Origin of the sequence: Paenarthrobacter aurescens, assembly GCF_041549525.1 — a bacterium.
Classification (GTDB): domain Bacteria; phylum Actinomycetota; class Actinomycetes; order Actinomycetales; family Micrococcaceae; genus Arthrobacter; species Arthrobacter aurescens.
The window spans coordinates 823,833-845,015 of sequence record NZ_CP157456.1 but is presented as its reverse complement, the minus strand read 5'-3'; the positions used below and the strand labels follow the sequence as shown (position 1 = coordinate 845,015).

The window sequence follows — 21,183 nt, the reverse complement described above, 5'->3', positions numbered from 1 at the left end:
TTCCGGCATTCGCCCACTTCACAAGACAGTGGGCGCCATTCATGGAGCTCCAAAAGGCTCACTGATGAAAGTTCGAGCGGATGAAATTTATGCATTGGAAATCCTTGGCGGGAACGGTCCTGTCAGTCGGGTTGCTTTCCGCCCCGCTGACAGCCGTACCGGCCGTAGCTGCGGATGATCCGGCTACGGCAGGCACCTCCCCGGTGGTGATCAACGAGGCGTATCTCAGCGGCGGAAGCAGCGGAGCGGCCTTCAAAAATAAGTTTGTGGAGCTTTACAACTCCTCGGACGCCCCGGTCAGCCTGGCGGGCTGGTCGCTGCAGTATCGGTCTGCCACCGCCTCTGCGGCGCCCACGGGAATCACTCCCCTGACGGGCAGCATTCCGGCAAAGGGACACTTCTTGGTCAAGGGCGCCACCAACAGCGGCACGTCAACCGCACCGGAGATACCCGCCGCGGATGTTCAGGCAACCGGCACGCTTAACCCTGCCGGGACAGCCGGAACTTTGGTCCTGGCCAAGCAGGCAACCGCGGTCTCTCCTCTTCCGGTGGGCTCGGTAACGGGTAACGCCGTGATCGCTGACCTCCTGGGCTACGGCACCTCCAACACCTTTGAGGCTGCCGTTGCCACCGCACCAACGGGCAACTCCGACGTCAAGAGCCTCAACCGGACCAACGGTGTGGACACCGACTCCAACGCCGCCGACTTCAGCCTCAGTGCCACCATCACTCCCACTGCCTCCAACGGGGGCGGGACTCCTCCGGTTGACCCCCAACCGGAGCCTGGAGTCAAGGCCATTGCAGAGATTCAGGGAACCGGCCCGGCCAGTCCCTTCGTGGGCAGTACCGTGACCACCAGCGGCAAAGTCACGGCCGTCTACGCAACAGGCGGTTTCAACGGCTACTACATTCAGACCCCCGGAACCGGCGGTGAAGGAGCGGGGGCGGCAAGGACGGCGTCGGACGCTTTGTTCGTCTATTCACCCACGACGGCGGCGACGGTCCAGCCGGGCGACTACGTACAACTCACCGGTGTTGTCAGCGAATTCGCCAGCCAGACCCAGCTCACCGTTGAAGCGGCAGGGTTGAAGAAGCTCACCGAGGCGGCACCGGAGGTTAAGTCCACACCGTTCACGCTGCCCGCCAATGAAGCTGCCCGCGAGAGCCTGGAAGGCATGCTCCTGGCACCTCAGGGTGACTACACGGTCACGGACAACTACTCCCTGAACCAGTACGGCGAGATCGGCCTTGCGGCCGGCACAACCCCTCTGGTTCAGCCGACCGCGGTGGCCTCCTATGGTTCGCCCGAGTACGCCGCAGTTGTGGCGGACAATGCCCTGCGAGGCATCAAGCTCGACGACGGCGCGTCCACCAACTTCCTCAAGGACGCCACCACCAAGGCCCAGCAGCTGCCGTACCTGACCACATCGGACCCCGTCCGCGTGGGCTCGCCGGCGCAGTTCCGGACCGACGTCATTTTGGGCTACGGCAACAACTCCTGGAAGTTCCAGCCGCTGGCTGCCCTGACAGCGGCCAACGCAGACTCCGTCCAGCCTGCCAGCTTCACGGCCACCAGGCCCGAGGGTCCTGCAGATGTTGGAGGCAACCTCAAGCTGGCTTCTTTCAATGTGTTGAACTACTTCCCCACCACAGGTGACCAGCTGACCGGCTGCGTCTTCTACACCGACCGCGACGGCAACCCCATCACTGTCAAAGAAGGCTGCAACGCCCGTGGTGCTGCCAACGCGGAGAACTTCGAGCGCCAGCAGACCAAGATCGTCGCCGCCATCACTAAGTCCGGCGCCGACGTCGTATCCCTGGAAGAGATTGAGAACTCGGCCCAGTTCGGCAAGAACCGTGACGACGCCTTGTCCAAGCTGGTGGACGCCCTCAACGTCAAGACCCCCGGGGTCTGGGACTACGTACGGACACCCGCCAACGCTCCTCCGCTGAGCGACGAGGACATGATCCGCACCGCATTCATCTTCAAGAAGGCCGTGGCCGAGCCCGTGGGTGAGTCCATCATCCACAACGACACCGTGGCGTTCGCCAGTGCACGCAAGCCCCTGGCGCAGGTCTTCAAACCGGTTGGTGCTCCTGATGATAAAAAGTTCATCGCGATCGTGAACCACTTCAAGTCCAAGGGCTCGGCTGCGACGCCGGATGACACGGACAAGGGCCAGGGTGCCTCGAATATCGCCCGCACCAAGCAGGCTGAATCCCTGCTCGCCTTTTCCAATGAGCTTCAGCAATCCAAAGGCACGGACAAGGTCTTCCTGATCGGTGACTTCAACGCCTACGCCAAGGAAGACCCCATCAACGTCCTCACCGGGGCCGGCTACACCGACCTGGAGGCAGGCACAGGCAAGCATTCGTACCTGTTCGGTGGCATGGTTGGTTCCCTGGACCACATCCTGGCTTCCCCTGCCGCCCAAAAGGTGGTCACAGGAACGGACATCTGGAACATCAACTCCGTGGAGTCGGTGGCACTGGAGTACAGCAGGTATAACAACAATGTGACCAACTACTATGCCGGTGACGAGTTCCGGGCCAGCGACCACGACCCCGTGGTGGTGGGCCTGAACCTGACTGCCGACGAGCCGGCCACCGTTGATCTGCAATTCCTGGGCATCAATGACTTCCATGGCCGGATCGATTCCAACACGGTCCTCTTCGCGGGAACACTTGAGAAGCTCCGCGCAGCCGCTGCGCCCGGCGCCACAGCCTTCATTTCTGCGGGCGACAACATCGGCGCTTCGCTCTTCGCTTCCTCGGTGGCGAAGGACCAGCCCACCATCGATGTCCTCAATGCCCTTGACCTGCAGGCTTCGGCGGTAGGCAACCACGAGTTCGACGGCGGTTGGGCTGATCTGCGGGATCGCGTGATCGCTGGAGGTACCAACGCGAAGTTCGCCTACCTGGGCGCCAACGTTTACCAGAAAGGCACCACCACTCCTGTCCTTCCGGAGTACAAAGTCCTGGACATGAACGGAACCAGGGTTGCAGTGATCGGCACTGTCACACAGGAAGTTCCTTCCCTGGTGACACCGGCCGGCATTGCGGACCTGGAGTTCGGCGATCCCGTGGATGCCATCAACCGGGTAGCGGCGAAGATCAAGGCCGAAAACCGGGCGGACCTCATCATCGTGGAAAATCACGACGGCGCTGCGTCCGGAACGCCTGAGGGCGCCACGTTGGAGCAGGAAGTGGCAGCCGGCGGACCGTTTGCCAAGCTCGTCAACGAAACCACTCCTGACGTGGCCGCGATCTTCACCGGTCACACCCACAAGGAATATGCCTGGGACGCCCCGGTATTGGACGCCAACGGCCAGCCCACCGGCAAGACCCGCCCCATTGTTCAGACCGGAAATTACGGCGAGAACGTGGGCAGCGTGACCCTTACGGTAGACACCGCAAGCAACACAGTCACGGCTTACAAGGCAGCAGTGGTGGACCGAACCACCGATACCGCTGAAAGCCTCGTTGCTGCGTACCCGAGGGTGGCCACGGTGAAGAGCATTGTGGACAAGGCCCTCGCAGAAGCTGCCGTCATCGGCAACCAGCCCGTAGGAGCCGTGACTGCTGATATCACCACAGCCTTCACCCCGGATCCGGCGGGCGGCGCCCCCAAGCGGGACGACCGCGCCAACGAATCCACGCTCGGAAACCTAGTGGCGGACTCCCTGGTGGACACGCTTAAGGCGCCGGAACTGGGTGCGGCGGAGATCGGCGTCGTGAACCCCGGCGGGCTGCGTAACGAGCTGTACTACGCACCGGACGGGACTATCACCTACGCGGAAGCGAATGCGGTCCTGCCGTTCGTGAACAACCTTTGGACCACCTCCCTTACCGGGGCACAGTTCAAGACGCTCCTGGAGCAGCAGTGGCAGACCAACGCTGACGGCACCATCCCCAGCCGCCCCTACCAGCAGCTGGGCGTGTCCAAAAACGTCAACTACACCTACGACGCCAATCGCCCCGCCGGGGACCGCATCACCGGCATCTGGGTGAACGGAGCCGTGATTGATCCTGCCAAGCAGTACAGGATTGGAACCTTCAGCTTCCTCGCCACCGGAGGTGACAACTTCCGGATCTTCAAGGAAGGCAGCAACACCAAGGACACAGGCCTGGTGGACCGCGACGCTTGGATCAAGTACCTGCGCGAGCACAATCCAGTATCACCGGACTTCGCACGCCGCTCCGTTGCCGTGGCCAACACCACGGCCGCTGAAGTAAAAGCAGGAGACCCCATTGCTTTGGCGGTCTCCAAGCTCAACCTCACCTCCATCGGCAGCCCGGCCAACACGACGCTGAACGCCGTGTTCATTGACTCCAAGGGCGCAGCAGTCGCACTCGGCCCAGTCCCGGTAACTGCGGGCGCCGCAACTGTGGACCTCAAGGTGCCCGCAGCGGCAGCTGCCGGAACCGGAACCCTGGTGCTCACCGCCGTCGAAAGCGGAACCGTGGTGAAGGCATTGGTAAACGTGGCTGAAAGCGGTCCGAACCCACCGCAATGCACCGCGCCCACCAAGCCGTCCAAGTGGTACGACGTAGTGGGATGGCTCCGGTACGCCTTCGCCTGGCTTGAGTATCAGAGGTGCTTGAGGGGCTAACCCGCACCCCTGATGGCTCATAGGCCAGTAACAACAGCAGGGCCCCTCACGATCTTCTTCGTGAGGGGCCCTGCTGGTTGCCATGCAGTCCGTGGCAAGCAGAGTCGTTAGCAGCCCAGTATGCTCCGGGCAATCTCGTCGGCATCGCGCAGTGTCCGTTGTCCGCTCGCATAAGCCGGTCCGGTGCGGGGTCTGGCTTCGGCAGCAATGGCCGTCCCCCACTGTGACGCTGAGAGTTGGAGGCCCAGAACATACAGGTTCTCCGTGATGGATCCGTTGACTGCCAAGGGCCGGTAAGGGTGCGGTTCCACATCCAGCCCGGTGGTCTGCACGGGAGTTCCCTCAACACTCATCATGATCTTGGTGCGCACCAGACCATCCTTCATGAGCTGCTCCAGCAACGGTGAGAGGTTGATGCCCACCCTGTTGGCCGGCGACATCGCCTCAACAAGGGTCCGCGCTTCAACCGGGGAGTCGTGAACCCACGGCGAAACCGCCCGGAAGACCTTCGCTCCCCGATCCACGCTGAACTTGGGGTCCGGACCAACAAAACTTACGACGCCGGCACGCGCCAAAGCGGCCAGCTGCTCCGAACGCAGGGCAGGTGCGCCGCTGGCCAACCCCTCAACGAAGGACTCGAACCAGCCCCGCAACCCCGCCAACCAGGACTCATCGGTGATTCCGCCGTCCGCCACCACAGATTTGAGGATGGCCCGCCCGGTGTGGAGCGCACCAATGGCCATCTTGACAGGGTCAGCCTCGCCCAAGGCCGATCGGCGGGCATCGTCATCAAGGTAAGCGGTGATGGCAGCATCCAGCTCGCTCCGGGAAGCAAACGTCCGGCCCGCCAACGGCGCTGCGAGCCCTCGCAGATTCAAACGGCGGGAAGCCACAACGTATTTTTCAACGACGTTTCCCACCTCGATTTCCCAATTTGCCGTGGTGTGCGCATGAGGCTGGAGCGCGTCTTCAAGATCGGCGAGGAACTGCGCGGGGTCCTTGATGGCGGCGGGCTGGGACCGGGCCAAAGTGGAATAGTAGGCCCACAGTGCATCGCGGTGAAGCAACGGCCACAGGTCATGATCGAACCCGGGCTGGATACCGGCCGCCCGGAACCGGTCCACTGCATCTTCTGTGAGGTAACGCATGGTGATGCTGCTCGGATAGTAGCCCGCCAATCCGGCCTTCGCGCGATACGGGGTTCCGCGCCGGGAAGCAGCAATGATTTTGGGTTCCCGGCCCGATGCCCGGTACTCGAGAAGGCCAGCGCCCGGTGAACCGGCCTCAACGAACTTGCCTCCGCGGCCCTCCGTCAACTGCCCCATGACATCGAAAAAGTTCAAACCCATGCCACGGACCAGCACGGGTTCATTGTCCGGAACGGCCAGCCAATCGACGTCGGCCGGCGGAGCCGGCGGAAAGTAGAGCAGCCCCTGCTCCGCGGCCGCGTTCTTGAAGGACCGCTGCTCAGGATTCAGCCGGGACTCGATGTGGCCCAGTGCGAGGACCACGGAACCGACCGTGAGCGTGCCGCCGTCGGCGAGTTCGACGTCGAACCCCTCCTGGACGGGCCTCGCCGCAACTGCCAGCGTCTGATGAAAGGTGACCTCGACGCCGTCGGGCAGGCGCTCCAGCAAAGCCGCCAAAGTTTGGCGAAGGTAGCGTCCGTACAGCGCGCGGCTGGGGAAGTCGTGCGATTCAAGCGTAGCCAACTCCGCCTTATCGGCATCGTTCAACCCTTCGCCATCACCACGGCGTGCCTCCCTCCACTGATCGAACGAGGTGCCGGTCAGTGGAGGCGCGAGTTCAGGATCCTCGGGAATAAGAGTGGGATAGAAGGACTGCGTATTCATCAGGTACAGGCGTGACTGCTCCGGCTGCCACACGTGCCCCGAACCTGCCGGGTACGGGTCCACAACATGGACGTCAAGAGTGGCCCCAGGCGGGGTGTCCGCGGCCCAATTCGCGAGCAACCGCTCAAGGACACTGGTGCCCCGGGGGCCGGCCCCGATCAGGGCAACACGGTTGGTTTGCGATTTAGCCACGCTCAAGCCTAACGTCCTATGACTTGCTTACCGTTGAAGAGTGTTGCTTGGATGGGGCGATGACCACCACAGAAGCTGATCAGTCGCCACTTCCCGAGAATGAGAGCGCGCAGCCCCGCGGCCCGCGGCATGCAGCGGACGTGGCGCCTGAGCCCACGGATGAAAACGTTTGGCTTGAGGACATCCACGGCGAAGAGCAGCTGGCGTGGGTTCGCGAGCAGAATGCCCGCACCGAGGAATTGCTGGACGACTCCGAATATGCGGCCGTTGAGGCCGGAATTTTGGAGGTCCTCGACTCCACCGACCGCATTGCCATGGTCTCCAAACGCGGAGATTTCTACTACAACTTCTGGAAAGACCAGGAACACCCCAAAGGGCTTTGGCGCCGCACCACGTGGGAGAGCTACCTCACCGATGAACCCGAATGGGATGTGCTGCTGGATATCGACGCCCTGGCTGCGGCCGAAGGCATCGAATGGGTCTTTCATGGCGCCGGTTTCCTGCGCCCCGCCGAAGGCGCCGGGTACCGTCTGGCCATGGTCTCCCTCTCCCCCGACGGCGGCGACGCTGACCGCCACCGCGAGTTCGACGTCGAATCCCGCACCTTCGTTGAGGGCGGCTTCGACCTTCCCACAGCCAAGGGCAACGTGAGCTGGCTCGATGCCGACACTCTGCTCGTCTCAAGCACCGCGGACGGACTGCCCGCCACCACGTCTTCGTACGCCCGCACCGGCGTGAAGCTTCGCCGCGGCCAAACCCTGGCCCAGGCGGAGCAACTCTTCGAAATCCCCGAGGACCACATGCTGGCCATGGTGGCTCACGACTCCACCCCGGGCTACCAGCGGACCTTCGCCGTGGACTACATCGACTTCTACAACCGCAGTACCTTCCTGCTGCGCGAGGACGCCTGGGTGGCAATTGACGTTCCCACGGACGTGAACATCAGCGCCCACCGGGACTGGCTGCTCTTCCGTCCTCAAAAGGACTGGGAGGTTGACGGCGCCCTCTACCCCGCCGGTTCCTTGTTGGCCGCCGACTTCGAGGGTTACCTGGCCGGTTCCCGTTCCTTGCTGGTCCTGTTCACACCGGATGACCACACCTCGTTGCAGTCCTGGAGCTGGACCAAGGACTACCTCCTGTTGAACCTCCTGCGCGATGTCTCCTCCGAGATCCGCGTACTCAACCCCGCCCATACCGATTCAACCGGCGGCTGGGCATCCACCGTGCTGGACGCCTGCCCACCCCTCCACGACGTCAATGCCTACGCTGTGGACGACGAGGACGCCGGGGCTGAAGGAAACGACTTCTGGCTGGTGGCCACAGGCTTCACAACACCCTCCACCTTGACCCGCGGGACACTCCTCGCTTCTTCCCCGGACGCCGGCGCTGATGCCGACGCCGATGCCGACGCGGACGCTGGCCGTCCCGGTGTGGTGAGCCAGCACGCCGAAGTGAAGCGGTCGCCGTCGTTCTTCAACGAATCCGGCTACGAAGTCCAGCAACACTTCGCCGTGTCCGCCGACGGCACCAAAGTCCCCTACTTCCAAGTGGCGTCAAAGGACCTGGTGCTGGACGGCCAAAACCCCACGCAACTCTCCGGTTATGGCGGCTTTGAGATTTCCCGAACGCCCGCCTACAGCGGAACCATCGGCCGTGCCTGGCTTGAGCGCCGCACCTCCGGCACAGAGTCCGACGACGGTACGGCCACCCACTCACGGGGCGGCGTCTACGTGGTTGCCAACATCCGTGGAGGCGGCGAATACGGGCCCTCATGGCACCGCGCGGCACTCCAGGAAAACCGACACCGCGCTTATGAAGACTTTGCCGCCGTGGCGAAGGACCTCATTTCGCGAGGTGTCACCAGCAGGCGTCGCCTGGGTTGCGTAGGCGGTTCCAACGGAGGCCTCCTGGTAGGCAACATGCTCACCCAGTACCCGGAATTGTTCGGTGCCGTGTCCTGCGGGGTGCCGCTCCTGGACATGCGCAGATACACCAAGCTCTCCGCCGGTTACTCCTGGATTGCCGAATACGGCGACCCCGACGTCCCTGCTCAATGGGAGTTCATCCGCACTTTCTCGCCTTACCACTTGCTGCACGACGGCGTGGAATACCCGGAGACTTTCATATGGACTGCCACCTCCGATGACCGTGTGGGGCCAGTCCAAGCACGCAAGATGGCCGCGCGCATGCAGGCCATGGGAATCCCCAACGTTTGGTTCCATGAGGCCTTGGAAGGTGGGCATGCGGGTGCCTCGGATAACAGGCAGGCCGCGGCCCTTCAGGCCCGGAGCAACCACTTCCTGTGGCGTTCCCTGGCTGGGGGACACTGACACCCCGCCCGCTTCGATGGTTCCCTGCCGGGAGTGCCGTGCGCACGGCACCGCTGGCAGGGAACCCACGAAATGGGCAGCTTGGCAAAAGCTGTTTTGCGCTGGACGGCACGTTCTGCGTATCCTTGGTGGGCTAGCAATAGCAAAGGGAGACGTGCCAGAGCGGCCGAATGGGCTTCACTGCTAATGAAGTGTGGGGCACAACTCCACCGGGGGTTCAAATCCCCCCGTCTCCGCGAACAGGTCCCGGTTTTCGAACCGGGACCTTTTGCGTTTAATTGCGTTTGGCCCCGCCACTCACTTCGGCGCCGGCGTTGCGGTGGAGGCTCAGGCTATCCGCAGTGCTGATCAGCATCAGGACGGCCATGGCAATAAACGCTCCCCTGTAGGCGGACCCCTCATCAGCCCCGAATACCTGCGTGGTTTCGAACAGACGCAGGAACAGGGCCCCCACCGCGATGCCTGCCGCCGCTGCCAATTGAACGAGGGTTGCTGAAATGGCGTTGGCTGAGGGCAACTGCAACGGGACGATGTCCGCATACTGCACCGAGGCGTAAGCGGAGAACCCTATGGACCGGAATGCGCCGCTGAACAGCAGCAGGGCAAAGATCAGCGGCTCGGGTGTTTGGGCATCCAGGAAGGCGCACAAAGCAAAGGTCACCGCGGAGGCGAACGATGCAAAGACGAGCACCGGTTTGAATCCAAAGCGCCTGATGAGGGGCGTAGTGGCTGGCTTGATGCCGATGTTTCCCACGAACACGGCCGCAACCATTACCCCGGCTTTCAGGGGATCCCAGCCAAATCCGTCCTGGAACATCAAGGGCAGCAGGAAAGGAACCGAACTGATGGTCAGCCGGTAGATGAAACCGCCTGTGGAGGTTGCCCTGAACGTTCTGGTGCCAAAGACGCTCAGATTGAACAGCGGAACGCGAGCCTTCTTCATCCACCACACGGCACCGGCCAAAGACAGTAGGCCGCCAACAACCACCAGCACCGCGAGGACGTTGGACGCGTGGCCACCCAAGGTTTCCAAGCCAACCACCAGGGCACCCACGCCCACCGTGGTCAGAAGGAGCCCAAACCAGTCCAGACGACGCTTGGCGTCAAAAGTTGTTCGCGGCACCAACCTCAGTGCGGCAATGAAGGCGGCAAGGCCCAGCGGGACGTTGATGATGAAGATCCAGTGCCATGACAGGAAGGTGGTGAGGGCGCCCCCAACCATCGGAGCCAGGACCGGTGCCAGCAAGCCAGGCCACACAAGATAGGCGGTGGCACGGAGGAGCTCCGATTTGGGGGTGCCCCTCAAAACCACCAATGTGCCTACCGGAACCATCATGGCTCCACCCATCCCTTGGGCCACTCGGCTCAGAGTCAGCATGGTCAGGTCCGTGCTGATGGCGCAGAGCAACGATGCGATGGTGAACACCGATATTGCCAGACAGAAGATCCTGCGGGCACCGAATCTCTCGGCAAGCCAACTGCTCAACGGAATTCCCATGGCCACAGTCACCAAGTAGGCGGTCATGGTGATGTTGATGTCCGCCGGAGCCACGCTGAAGTCCGAAGCGATGCTGGGGATGGCCGTGGTGAGGATGGTGCCGTCCAGGAACTCCATGAAGAACGTCGCGGCCACCAACAGGGCCAGCCGCGGCCGCCAACTGGTTGGGTCGGAAGTTTCGACGTCGGCGCTGGGTTGTGTGCTCATGGCTCCGGTCCAAGGTCGGCGGGTGGCCCGCGAACGGGCAAGCAGGGGTGTTTGCTCGATCCTATAGAGGCAGAGTGGGAGCGATCACAACATGACGTAGTCCGACAGCTTGTGAGTCCTTCCGTGCGAGAAGCTGGCCGGGCCGGGAAGCTATCCCGCTTGGGCCAAGGCCAATGGCAGGACTGCTCCTACTCCGGCATGGCGCAAGGCCCGGGCGGACACGGTCATGGTCCAGCGGCTGTCAATGATGTCATCCACCAGCAACACGGGTTGCCCTCCCGTACCTGCCAAGGCCTGAGCGAGCTCGGGACCAACAATGAGCCGGTCCCAGACGCCGGCCAACCTGTAAGCGCTGTTGCCTCCACGCGCTCCGGTTGGTCCTCCGTGCTGTGGCTGCAACTGGCCCAGATATGGCATCCGCCCTATCCCGGCTATCCCCTGCGCTAAGGACTCCACCAAGTGAGGCTTGCTCCGGGACGGAATGCTGACGACCGCTGCCGGACGTCCGACTCCGCTCCACGGCGTTCCGCCTTCGGCCCCTGACCATTCGCGCAATACTTGGACGCAGGCCTGCAGCATGGCAGGATCCACGGCGCGGTCCGGAGCGCCAGCGGCGAACAATTCCCTGAGGGCACCGCCCCAACCCAGATCGGTGAGTCTGGCAAGGATGCGTCCCTCTGAAAGGCTCTCGTCCGGCTTGATTTTTCCCTTGACGGCTACGCCCAGCCGGTCCATGCCGCTGGGCCACTGCAGGCGCGGCTCAACAGCTATGCCGGCGCGTCGGAGAGTTTGGCCCGCGGCATCTGCAGCGGACGCGGACACGTCCACGGGGAACCATCGCCCTGCGCAGTTGTCGCAGCGTCCGCAAGCAGCAGCCGTTTCGTCATCGAGGACGGAAGTGATGAACTCCATGCGGCAGCCGGCTGTGTCTTGGTAAATCACCATGGAATCCTGCTCATCCACGCGGGCCTCGGCAATGCGTGCATACCGCTCAGCATCGTAATTCCACGCCGTGCCCGTAGATTTCCAGCCGCCCCCGACGCGTTCCACGGCTCCATCAACTGCCAGGACCTTCAGGAGCAGTTCCAACGGTGTGCGGCGAAGGTCCACGCGTGCTTCAAGAGCCACGGTGGAAAGAGCTGACCCGGCTTCCCCCAGTACGCTCAGCACGGCGTCGGCTTTCTCGGCCGAGGGCATGGACGCTGTGGCGAAGTACTGCCAGATTTCACGGTCTTCTGAGCCCGGCAGCAGTAACACATCTGCGTTGGCTGCCCCACGACCCGCACGGCCAACTTGCTGGTAGTAGGCAACCGGCGACGACGGAGCACCCAAGTGGATCACAAAACCAAGGTCCGGTTTGTCAAAGCCCATACCCAGTGCGGAAGTGGCCACCAGAGCTTTCACCTGGTTCTCTTTGAGGAGTTGTTCAGCGCGCTCCCGATCAGCGGGGTCAGTCCTGCCTGTGTAGGAAAGGACGTTGTGTCCGGCCTCCGCGAGGAGCCGTGCCGTGTCCTCTGCCGCCGAGACCGTGAGCGTATAGATGATGCCGCTGCCCGGCATGTCAGCCAGGTGCGTCAGCAGCCATCCGAGGCGATCCCGGGAGTCCGGCAGCGTCAGGACACCCAGCCGCAACGATTCCCGGCCCAGCGCACCACGGATGGTCAGCACTCCGGCGCCCAGCTGTTCCTCGATGTCGTGAACCACCCTGGAATTGGCCGTAGCAGTGGTGGCCAGGACGGGGACGGAGTCCGGCAATTGAGCAATGAGATCTGCAATGCGACGGTAGTCGGGGCGGAAATCGTGTCCCCAGTCCGAAATACAGTGGGCTTCGTCGATCACCAGGAGCCCCGTGCGACGAATGAGCTCCGGGAGCTGGTTCTCCCTGAACGAAGGGTTGGTAAGCCGTTCCGGAGAGACCAGGAGGACGTCTACCTCGTCCGCGGCCAGCTGTGCCAGAACCGTGTCCCATTCGAGGGCGTTTGCGGAGTTGATGGCGACGGCCCGTACCCCGGCCCTGGCAGCAGCGGCCACCTGGTCACGCATGAGGGCAAGCAAAGGCGAGACGATAAGGGTTGGTCCGGCGCCCCGCCGACGCAGCAGCAATGACGCCACAAAGTAAACCGCAGACTTACCCCAACCGGTTCGCTGCACCACCAGGGTCCGGCGGCCCGCATCCACCAGGGCCTCGATGGCTTCAAACTGTCCGTCATGGAACTGTGCTTCGGGGTGGCCCACCAGCTCACGGAGGCACGCCAGCGCCTGCTGATGGGTAGGTGATTGCACGGAAACGGCAGCGTTTGGGGAGTTGTTGGCCATCAACCCAGTATTCCAGCCGACTCTGACAGCCAGAACCCTGCGGCCCCGCTATGTGGACAACCACAATCCACAGGTCCTGCATTCAGGTTCAACCCCAACTCCGTTGCCACAGTAGGATTGAGCGCGTGACTAGCGAGCAGAACAAGACATTCGACCTCTCGGCTTCCTTCAAGGCGTACGACGTCCGGGGCATCGTGGGTGAAACCATCACGGCTGAAATCGTCGAGGCCGTTGGCGCTGCCTTCATCGACGTCCTGGGGCTGGAGGGTGAAACGGTACTGGTTGGCGGCGATATGCGCCCCTCTTCTCCGGAGTTCAGCCAGGCCTTTGCCAACGGCGCAGCTACACGTGGCGCCAACGTCCAGTTGCTGGACCTCATCTCCACCGATGAGCTTTACTACGCATGCGGTGCCCTGAACGCCGCTGGCGCTACGTTCACCGCCAGTCACAACCCCGCCGCGTACAACGGGATCAAGATGTCCAAGGCCGGCGCCCAGCCCATCTCCTCCGAGAGCGGCTTGAAGGAGATCCAGGCCCTGGCTGAGCAGTACCTGAACACGGGCGTGATTCCCGCAGCACCCACAAGGGGCGAAATCGGTGTGCGTGACGTCCTGAAGGACTACTCCGAATACCTGCGGAAGCTCGTGGACCTTTCCGGGTCCCGCCCCCTGAAGATTGTGGTGGATGCAGGAAACGGCATGGCCGGCCTCACCACCCCTGCAGTGCTGGGCGACAAACTCCTTCCGGCGCTGCCCTTTGAAATTGTTCCCCTGTATTTCGAATTGGACGGCTCGTTCCCGAACCACCCCGCCAACCCTCTGGAACCGGAGAACCTGCGCGATCTCCAGGCCGCCGTGGTCAAGCACGGCGCCGACATCGGCCTGGCATTCGACGGCGACGCGGACCGTTGCTTCGTCATTGATGAAAAGGGCGAGCCCGTTTCCCCGTCGGCGATCACCGGTATGGTGGCCAGGCGTGAGATTGCCCGCGCCCAGGCCGCAGGCGAAGAGACCCCCGTGATCATCCATAATCTCCTCACGTCCAAGGCCGTGCCCGAGCTCGTTGCCAAGGATGGCGGCCGTGCCGTACGGACCCGTGTTGGTCACTCGTTCATCAAGGCCGTCATGGCCGAGGAAGGCGCTGTGTTCGGCGGAGAGCACTCGGCGCATTTCTACTTCCGGGATTTCTGGAACGCTGACACCGGCATGCTTGCCGCAATGCACGTTCTCGCCGCCTTGGGCGAGCAGGACGGTCCGCTGTCCGAGCTGGGCCGCCAATACGAGCCGTACGTCTCCTCCGGTGAGATCAACTCCGAGATCGAGGACAAAGCGGGTGCGGTGGAGCGCGTCCGCGTGGACTTCGAAACCGAAGACATCGAGATCGATCACATGGACGGCAGCACGTTCACGGCCAAGGACGGCAGCTGGTGGTTCAACCTGCGCCCGTCCAACACAGAGCCTTTCCTGCGCCTGAATGCAGAAGCCAAGGACCAGGCCACCATGGAAAAGATCCGGGATCGCGTCCTGGCGCTGGTCCGGGCCTAGGGGCTGGCCGGCATGACGCAGATTCCGTCCGAGGCACGTACCTCGCCCGAATCCGAACTGGCTGCCGTTGTGGCGGAGGCGCTGAAACTGGCCGACGCTCAGTTGGTGGTTAAGAAGAGCTTTGCCCCGTTCGTCTTTATGCTCGATGCAGACGGCACCATCCACCGCGGCGAAGTTCCACACGAAATCCAGGGGAGCATGCCCCCGGATCCAATGCTGTCCGTGAAGCTGACCATTGATTTCTTCTCAGGCCATGCCGGAAACCTCCTCGCAATGGTTGCTGTGCTGGATCCGCAGGCGAGCATGAAAGAGGACACGCTCCACCTCTGGGCTGAACACCGTAGTGGCATCAGCCAAATCATCCGTGTGGACTTCACCCGCAAGAAGTTTTTGAAACACCCCGTTTTGAGCGAGCCCAAGGTAGACGCCCAGGAGTCCTATGTATGGAACGGGGATACCCCGGATCCTGCTGAAGAATGGTGGCATGAGGGCCTCTCAGAACAGGCCATCCAGGATGTTTTCAAACTTGTTGGCGCGGCTGTTCCTTTTGCCCAGGATCAGTTGGGGAGGAACGGCTCGTTGGCGCCCTACGGTCTGACCAGCGATCTCTCCGGGGAAATCGGCCACCACATGGCGTACCAGGATGCCAACGAGGATGACGAGGTAGATTCGGCGGAGTCCGTCCAGATGATGACCGAGGGCTTCCGTCAGAAGCTGGAGTCGTTGCGCGGGACGTGCATCATCAGCGATGTCCGCCTCACCCCCAGTAGCGGTGAGGGCGTTGCCCTTGACGCACTCAGGCTCCACATTGAACACACCGAGGGTCTTTCCATGCTCCTTTTGAAACCCTATGAAATTGACGAACAGTCTCAGACCGTGGCTTTCGGAGAGACAGCAGTAATACCAACTCCTGCTCAGGTGTGGTCCGTATGAGCGAGCAGTCAGCCACCACACCTGGCGAGGGTGAGTCGGTCCAGGACCGCGAGCTCCGCGAGACTCTGGGCACGGCCTTGGGGACCGCTCAAGAGCATCTCCAGCAGAACGGCGGGTTCCTTCCGTTTGCCGTCACGCTCTCCGACGACGACGAGCTCCGGATTGTTCTGGTCACTCCGGGGGAACCTGACGAGCACGGTGATATAGATGCCGGCGGGATGCTTGCAGACATTCAGGAACTCCTGCTGCAAGGCCGCGCCGAATTTAAGGCAGTAGCTGTTGTGAGTGACGTCTACCTGCCGGATCATGGATCTGACGGCATTCATGGTGCAGCCGAACACAGGGACGGCGAAGTCCGTGCGGCGATTATTCCGTACAGTCCCACAGCGGACGGCTTCGAGTTCAGCGCGATGGAGCCCGACACCCACGAGCCATCCATTTGGGTGGACTAGACCTTATCCGTGAGCTGATCCCATGAAAATCAACGCCTTCGCAGATGTCAGCCTTCGCGCCATCATGGTGTTGGCTGCGGCCCCTGAAGGCACGCTGCTGACCACACAGGCAGTGGCTGATGCAGTGGGAACACCGTACAACCACGTGAGCAAGGCAATGGTCCGCCTGCGAGCGTTGGGTTACATCGATGTTGAGCGGGGACGCCTCGGAGGATCCAGGCTCAATGAATCCGGACGGCGGGCCACGGTGGGGGAAGTCCTTAGGCATCTGGACAGCCGGCAGGATCCAGCCGAGTGCCAGTCCCCCACAAAGAACTGCCCGCTCATCACCGAGTGCGGCCTGCGCCATGCGATGAACCGCGCCAGGGAAGCGTTCTACACAGAACTCGATACCGTGGTGATCTCTTCCCTCCCCCATGCACGCCAGATGATCCCGGTGTTTCAGTCCATAGGACTGCGCCCGGAGTTCCGGCCTGCCGCAGCACAACGCTGACCTCCAGGGCATAACTGACGCAATTTGCGGAACTCTTCTACAAGGAGTAGAAGTTGAGGTACAAATACAAGCATTACAAATGCTTGTATCAGTGTCCGGGCACAAAGCCCGGCCCCTACCCTCCCAGGAGAACCATGCTCTCGGAAAAATCCCGCCCCGTCATCGAAGCCACCTTGCCACTGGTGGGCTCACGAATCGGCGCCATCACCACAGACTTCTACAACCGTCTTTTCACAGCGCACCCGGAACTGCTTGATGGTCTCTTCAGCCGTTCCAACCAGCGTTCCGGAGAGCAGCAGAAGGCACTGGCAGGGAGCATCGCAGCCTTCGCAACCCATCTGGTGAACAACCCGGGCACACTCCCGGAGCACGTTCTTTCCCGCATCGCCCACAAGCACGCCTCCCTCGGAATCACCGAGGATCAGTACGGAGTTGTCTACGAGCACCTCTTCGCAGCCATCGCCGCAGACTTGGCCGATGTCATTACTCCTCAGATCGCCGAGGCGTGGACTGAGGTCTACTGGCTCATGGCCGATGCCCTGATCAAGCTGGAGAAGGACCTTTACGCATCCCAGGCCAACACAAAAATGTGGATGCCCTGGCGGGTCGTCGCCAAGGAGCCGGCGGGCGAGGACTCCATGACTTTCACCCTGGAACCAGCGGACAGCACCCCCATTACTGAAGCCACGCCGGGCCAGTACATCAGCGTGAAGGTTCAGCTGCCGGATGGATTGCGCCAAGTCCGCCAGTATTCCCTGTCAGATCAAGCCGGCACAGGTCGGGTCTTCACCACCAAGCTCAACCACGGAGGCGAGGTGTCCACCGCTCTGCACACGGGCGTCGAACCCGGCGACATCCTTGAGATCTCCAACCCCTATGGCGAAATCACGCTTAAGGACGGTTCTGGCCCGCTCATCCTGGCATCGGCGGGTATCGGCTGCACCCCCACGGCGTCCATCCTCCGGTCGCTTGCAGAGTCAGGCACGGACCGGCAGGTCATGGTCCTCCATGCCGAGAAGACGGTGGAAAATTGGGCACTTAGCGGCCAGATGAGGGCAGACGCGGCCGCAATCGACGCCCACCTGAAGCTCTGGCTCGAAACGCCGCACGCCTCGGCCAGCCAAGGCTTCATGTCGCTGCGCGAAGTGGACGTTCCTGCCGATGCTTCGCTGTATCTTTGCGGCCCGCTCCCCTTCATGAAGAAGATCAGGGACGAAGCCATCGACGCCGGAATTCCGGCCACCCGGATCCACTATGAAGTCTTCGGCCCGGATGTGTGGCTCGCCAACTAGGCAGGTAACGACGGCCCAGCTAGGCAGCTAACGACGGCGGCCCGTCACCTTTCAAACGAAAGGTGACGGGCCGTCGTCGTTCACTTAAGAACGCCGTTGTTCCTAAGAGGTCTAGCCCAGACGGGTCTTGAGACCGTCCAGTTCAGACTGCAGTGCCGCCGGGAGGGACTCGCCGAAGTTGGCAAACCATTCCTCGATGGACGCCAGCTCGGTTGCCCACTCTTCGGGGTCAACGCGAACGGCCTGCTCAACCTCGGCCGGGGTCATGTCCAGGCCCTCGAGGTCGATGGATTCACCGGTTGGCACGTAGCCGATGGGGGTTTCCACGGCGTCGGCCTTCCCCTCAAGGCGCTCTATGGCCCACTTGAGCACACGGGCGTTGTCCCCGAAGCCAGGCCAGGCGAAGCCGCCTTCAGCGGTGCGACGGAACCAGTTGACCAGGAAGATCTTGGGCAGCCGTTCCGGGTTGGCCTTGGCGGACAGGTTCACCCAGTGGTTCAGGTAATCGCCGGCGTCGTAGCCGATGAACGGAAGCATTGCCATGGGATCGCGGCGGACCACGCCAACGGCGCCAGCGGCAGCAGCCGTGGTTTCCGAAGACAGCGTTGAGCCCATGAAGATGCCATTGGACCAGTCGCGGGCCTCGGTGACCAGCGGGATGGTAGTCTTGCGGCGGCCACCGAACAGGATCGCGGAGAGTTCCACGCCGTCCGGGCTGAAGTACTCCTCGGCCAGCATGTCGATCTGGTCGATCGGCGTGCAGAAGCGGGAGTTCGGGTGGGCAGCCGGGGCGTCGGAGTCCGGAGTCCAGGACTCACCGCGCCAGTCGGTCAGGTGCGACGGAGTTTCTTCGGTCATACCTTCCCACCACACGCCACCGTCGTCGGTCAGAGCCACGTTGGTGAAGATGCTGTTGCCCTTGGCGATTGCGCGCATTGCATTGGGGTTTGTGCCCCAACCGGTACCCGGTGCAACGCCGAACAGTCCGGCCTCAGGGTTGACGGCGCGCAGCTCGCCTTCCTTGCCGAACCGCATCCAGGTGATGTCGTCGCCAAGGGTTTCAACTTTCCAGCCCTTGATGGTGGGGTCGAGCAACGCGAGGTTGGTCTTGCCGCAAGCGGACGGGAAAGCAGCAGAGATGTAGTAGGTCTTCTGCTCCGGGGAGGTCAGCTTGAGAATGAGCATGTGCTCGGCCAGCCAGCCTTCGTCGCGGGCCATCACCGAGGCAATACGCAGTGCGTAGCACTTCTTGCCCAGGAGGGCGTTGCCGCCGTAGCCGGAGCCGAAGGACCAGATGGAGCGCTCTTCGGGGAAGTGAACAATCCATTTGTCCGGGTTGCAGGGCCATGCGACGTCGGCCTGGCCGGCTTCCAGCGGGGCACCCAGTGAATGGAGGGCCGGGACGAAGAAGGCGTCGGTCTGCGTGATGCGATCCAGGACGTCCGTACCGATGCGGGCCATGATGCGCATGGAGGCTACAACGTAGGCGGAGTCGGTGATCTCAACGCCGAACTTCGGGTCCTCGGCGTCAAGGTGACCCATGACGAAAGGAATGACGTACATGGTGCGGCCGCGCATGGAGCCGGCGAACAGTCCGCGCAGCTTCTGCTTCATCTCGGCCGGGGCCATCCAGTTGTTGGTGAAGCCTGCGTCGCGCTCGTTCTCGGAGCAGATGAAGGTCTGCTCTTCCACACGGGCAACGTCGGCGGGGTCAGAGAACGCCGCGAAGGAATTCGGGAACGTTTCCGGGTTCAGCCGCTTCAGAGTGCCGGCCTCAACCAGTTCGTCGGTGAGCTTCTTGTTTTCTGCTTCGCTGCCATCAACCCAGTGGATGCGGTCCGGCTGAGTCAGCTCGGCAACTTCCTCAACCCAGGCCAGAAGGCGTGCATGCGTAGTAGGTGCCTTCTCAAGCAGCGGCAGTCGCGCCAGATCGCCCATTGCGGTTCCCTTCCTCGGGTTCAGTGGTGTGTCCTAAACGATAGGGGCCGCGGACCAGACCAATCCGCTGTCAGACATCGGACATCCAAGGGGGCGAAAGGGGAAAACCGCTAGAAATAAGGGATTCAACTTCTGAAAAGGTAAATTTAAGTGACGAAGGTCACGTAGACCGGTCTAGTTGTGCAGATTACAGCTTTTCGATTTGGAACTTCACATGAACTTCTGTAAAGTTTATTGAGGTTCGAGGGGGTCAGAGAAACAGACCGCCGAGAATCACACGAAATGCGCCCATAGCTCAGCTGGATAGAGCGTCTGTCTACGGAACAGAAGGTCAGGGGTTCGAATCCCTTTGGGCGCACAAATGAAGACCCGCACCGGTTCGCCGGTGCGGGTCTTTTGTTATGCCGGCGACGCCCAAGTGAGCCGTACGCAGAACGGAAAGGGCCGCCGTCGTACCTCACACAGAAGTACGACGGCGGCCCTTGCGTTGGGCGCGGAAGCTTAGTCCCCTACGGCCTCAGTGATGCGGCGGCGGATACCGTCGAAGTGCCGGTTCAGCAGTTCGGAGGCCGAAACTTTGTCCCCGGCAGCAACAGCGGCGTAAATGTTGCGGTGCATGGCCGCAGTTTTGGCCAGGTCCTCGTTTCCTGGACCGATTTCCACATGGATCTTCCGGTACACCTTCCAGAACACACCCATGAGGTTGATCAGGAGCTCGTTGTTCAGGGGTTCGAAGAGGCGGCGGTGGAATTCGGCGTCTGCGGCCACGAAGTTCTCACCGGCAGCAGCCAACTCCTCCATCTGCTTGACGGCTTCTTCAATGGACGCCAGCTGCTCCTTGGTCATCACATCCATGGAGGAGCCAATCAGTCCGGACTCGAGCGCCTGCCGGACATCCACCAGCTGCAACGCTTCAAGGCCTTGGTGCCGGAGGGAAAGACGGCCGCGGAACGTCAGCCCGTCCGCCAGGGCGTCGAAGTTACTCGGAGCTACGAACATGCCGAAGCCGTGGCGGATTTCAATAACGCCCAGCGCTTGGAGGACTTTGAGGGATTCACGGAGCGTATTGCGCCCCACTCCAAGCGCGGCGGAAAGCTCACTTTCGGTGGGCAACGGATCGCCTGCCTCAAGCTCGCGCTCAAGAATCAATTCCATAATGTCCGACTGCAAGGCGCGCAGCCGGGCCTGTGCGCTGAACCGCGCCTGCGGAACCACACCGGAAGTTGTCATGGCTTTCTCCTTGCCGATGCACCTGCCCCGGCTCCTCTGAAAGCCAGCCCGGTAAGCATGTGCGGTGTTAATATTGAGGCGAGCTTAGCGCCCGGCCACGATCAGTGACTCGCAACATACAATATCGGATGTCCCACCTCCGTCATAGCTATGTGCCGTGAATTAGCCGGATTTCCGTCCTGCGCCAGCCGCGATCGGCAACTCAGACCAGCGCACGGCCCCTTTTCACACTTGACGTTCCGTTGTGACCGCCCTTACAGTTTCACTACGAGCATCGGACGTCCTACATCCG

Annotated in this window: 12 protein-coding genes and 2 tRNA genes; 9 read left to right on the top strand and 5 right to left on the bottom strand. The window is 62.1% G+C overall.

What is annotated here, in order from left to right; translation table 11 throughout:
• The first annotated feature begins 80 nt into the window (after positions 1-80).
• Positions 81-4,613 (top strand): ExeM/NucH family extracellular endonuclease, encoded by a 4,533-nt coding sequence (locus ABI796_RS04070; protein ID WP_373092314.1) that lies wholly within the window; start codon positions 81-83, stop codon positions 4,611-4,613.
• A 107-nt stretch (positions 4,614-4,720) separates the two neighbouring features.
• Here the strand turns inward: ABI796_RS04070 and ABI796_RS04065 are convergent, their stop codons facing one another.
• Positions 4,721-6,658: an FAD/NAD(P)-binding protein gene (locus tag ABI796_RS04065; RefSeq protein WP_141285563.1), complete on the bottom strand. Its 1,938-nt coding sequence runs from the start codon at positions 6,656-6,658 to the stop codon at positions 4,721-4,723.
• 59 nt (positions 6,659-6,717) lie between these two features.
• Here ABI796_RS04065 and ABI796_RS04060 point away from each other — a divergent pair, with 59 nt between their 5' ends.
• The gene (locus ABI796_RS04060) at positions 6,718-8,988 is read left to right on the top strand and encodes a prolyl oligopeptidase family protein (protein WP_141285561.1); all 2,271 of its coding nucleotides are present in this window, start codon (positions 6,718-6,720) and stop codon (positions 8,986-8,988) included.
• Between the two features lie 148 nt (positions 8,989-9,136).
• Positions 9,137-9,224, top strand: a tRNA-Ser gene (locus ABI796_RS04055).
• 38 nt (positions 9,225-9,262) lie between these two features.
• On the opposite strand, the gene ABI796_RS04050 is transcribed toward ABI796_RS04055, so the two are convergent.
• Both ABI796_RS04050 and ABI796_RS04045 read right to left on the bottom strand, forming a co-directional pair.
• Entirely contained in the window at positions 9,263-10,693 is a 1,431-nt protein-coding gene (locus ABI796_RS04050) for an MFS transporter (RefSeq protein ID WP_141285559.1), read from the bottom strand.
• 150 nt (positions 10,694-10,843) lie between these two features.
• Positions 10,844-13,009, bottom strand: coding sequence for a RecQ family ATP-dependent DNA helicase (locus ABI796_RS04045; protein WP_141285557.1), 2,166 nt, complete (start codon positions 13,007-13,009; stop codon positions 10,844-10,846).
• Between the two features lie 125 nt (positions 13,010-13,134).
• Here ABI796_RS04045 and ABI796_RS04040 point away from each other — a divergent pair, with 125 nt between their 5' ends.
• From ABI796_RS04040 to ABI796_RS04020, 5 genes are all read left to right on the top strand, one after another.
• Positions 13,135-14,553 carry a phosphomannomutase/phosphoglucomutase gene (locus ABI796_RS04040; RefSeq protein ID WP_141285555.1) on the top strand — a complete coding sequence of 473 codons (1,419 nt, stop codon included), beginning with the start codon at positions 13,135-13,137 and terminating at the stop codon, positions 14,551-14,553.
• A gap of 12 nt (positions 14,554-14,565) precedes the next feature.
• On the top strand, positions 14,566-15,486 hold the full coding sequence (locus ABI796_RS04035) for a hypothetical protein (protein ID WP_141285553.1): 921 nt from the start codon (positions 14,566-14,568) through the stop codon (positions 15,484-15,486).
• Positions 15,483-15,938: a hypothetical protein gene (locus ABI796_RS04030; RefSeq protein WP_141285551.1), complete on the top strand. Its 456-nt coding sequence runs from the start codon at positions 15,483-15,485 to the stop codon at positions 15,936-15,938. Before ABI796_RS04035 ends, ABI796_RS04030 begins: the two co-directional genes overlap by 4 nt.
• Positions 15,939-15,960: 22 nt before the next feature.
• Complete coding sequence (locus ABI796_RS04025) at positions 15,961-16,431, top strand: Rrf2 family transcriptional regulator (RefSeq protein WP_141285549.1); 471 nt, start codon at positions 15,961-15,963, stop codon at positions 16,429-16,431.
• 134 nt (positions 16,432-16,565) lie between these two features.
• Complete coding sequence (locus ABI796_RS04020; RefSeq protein ID WP_141285547.1) at positions 16,566-17,723, top strand: globin domain-containing protein; 1,158 nt, start codon at positions 16,566-16,568, stop codon at positions 17,721-17,723.
• Between the two features lie 111 nt (positions 17,724-17,834).
• Here the strand turns inward: ABI796_RS04020 and ABI796_RS04015 are convergent, their stop codons facing one another.
• On the bottom strand, positions 17,835-19,661 hold the full coding sequence (locus tag ABI796_RS04015) for a phosphoenolpyruvate carboxykinase (GTP) (protein ID WP_141285545.1): 1,827 nt from the start codon (positions 19,659-19,661) through the stop codon (positions 17,835-17,837).
• 284 nt (positions 19,662-19,945) lie between these two features.
• On the opposite strand from ABI796_RS04015, the gene ABI796_RS04010 reads away from it, so the two are divergent.
• Positions 19,946-20,019 (top strand) — tRNA-Arg (locus tag ABI796_RS04010).
• A 143-nt stretch (positions 20,020-20,162) separates the two neighbouring features.
• On the opposite strand, the gene ABI796_RS04005 is transcribed toward ABI796_RS04010, so the two are convergent.
• Entirely contained in the window at positions 20,163-20,891 is a 729-nt protein-coding gene (locus tag ABI796_RS04005) for a FadR/GntR family transcriptional regulator (RefSeq protein ID WP_141285543.1), read from the bottom strand.
• Positions 20,892-21,183 lie beyond the last annotated feature (292 nt).

What these genes read in the sequence shown, in the direction of transcription:
- ABI796_RS04070 (WP_373092314.1), top strand. Translation starts at nt 81, where the DNA reads ATGAAATTTATGCATTGGAAATCCTTGGCGGGAACGGTCCTGTCAGTC.
- ABI796_RS04060 (WP_141285561.1), top strand. Translation starts at nt 6,718, where the DNA reads ATGACCACCACAGAAGCTGATCAGTCGCCACTTCCCGAGAATGAGAGC.
- ABI796_RS04050 (WP_141285559.1), bottom strand. Translation starts at nt 10,693, where the DNA reads ATGAGCACACAACCCAGCGCCGACGTCGAAACTTCCGACCCAACCAGT.
- ABI796_RS04045 (WP_141285557.1), bottom strand. Translation starts at nt 13,009, where the DNA reads ATGGCCAACAACTCCCCAAACGCTGCCGTTTCCGTGCAATCACCTACC.
- ABI796_RS04035 (WP_141285553.1), top strand. Translation starts at nt 14,566, where the DNA reads ATGACGCAGATTCCGTCCGAGGCACGTACCTCGCCCGAATCCGAACTG.
- ABI796_RS04030 (WP_141285551.1), top strand. Translation starts at nt 15,483, where the DNA reads ATGAGCGAGCAGTCAGCCACCACACCTGGCGAGGGTGAGTCGGTCCAG.
- ABI796_RS04025 (WP_141285549.1), top strand. Translation starts at nt 15,961, where the DNA reads ATGAAAATCAACGCCTTCGCAGATGTCAGCCTTCGCGCCATCATGGTG.
- ABI796_RS04020 (WP_141285547.1), top strand. Translation starts at nt 16,566, where the DNA reads ATGCTCTCGGAAAAATCCCGCCCCGTCATCGAAGCCACCTTGCCACTG.
- ABI796_RS04015 (WP_141285545.1), bottom strand. Translation starts at nt 19,661, where the DNA reads ATGGGCGATCTGGCGCGACTGCCGCTGCTTGAGAAGGCACCTACTACG.
- ABI796_RS04005 (WP_141285543.1), bottom strand. Translation starts at nt 20,891, where the DNA reads ATGACAACTTCCGGTGTGGTTCCGCAGGCGCGGTTCAGCGCACAGGCC.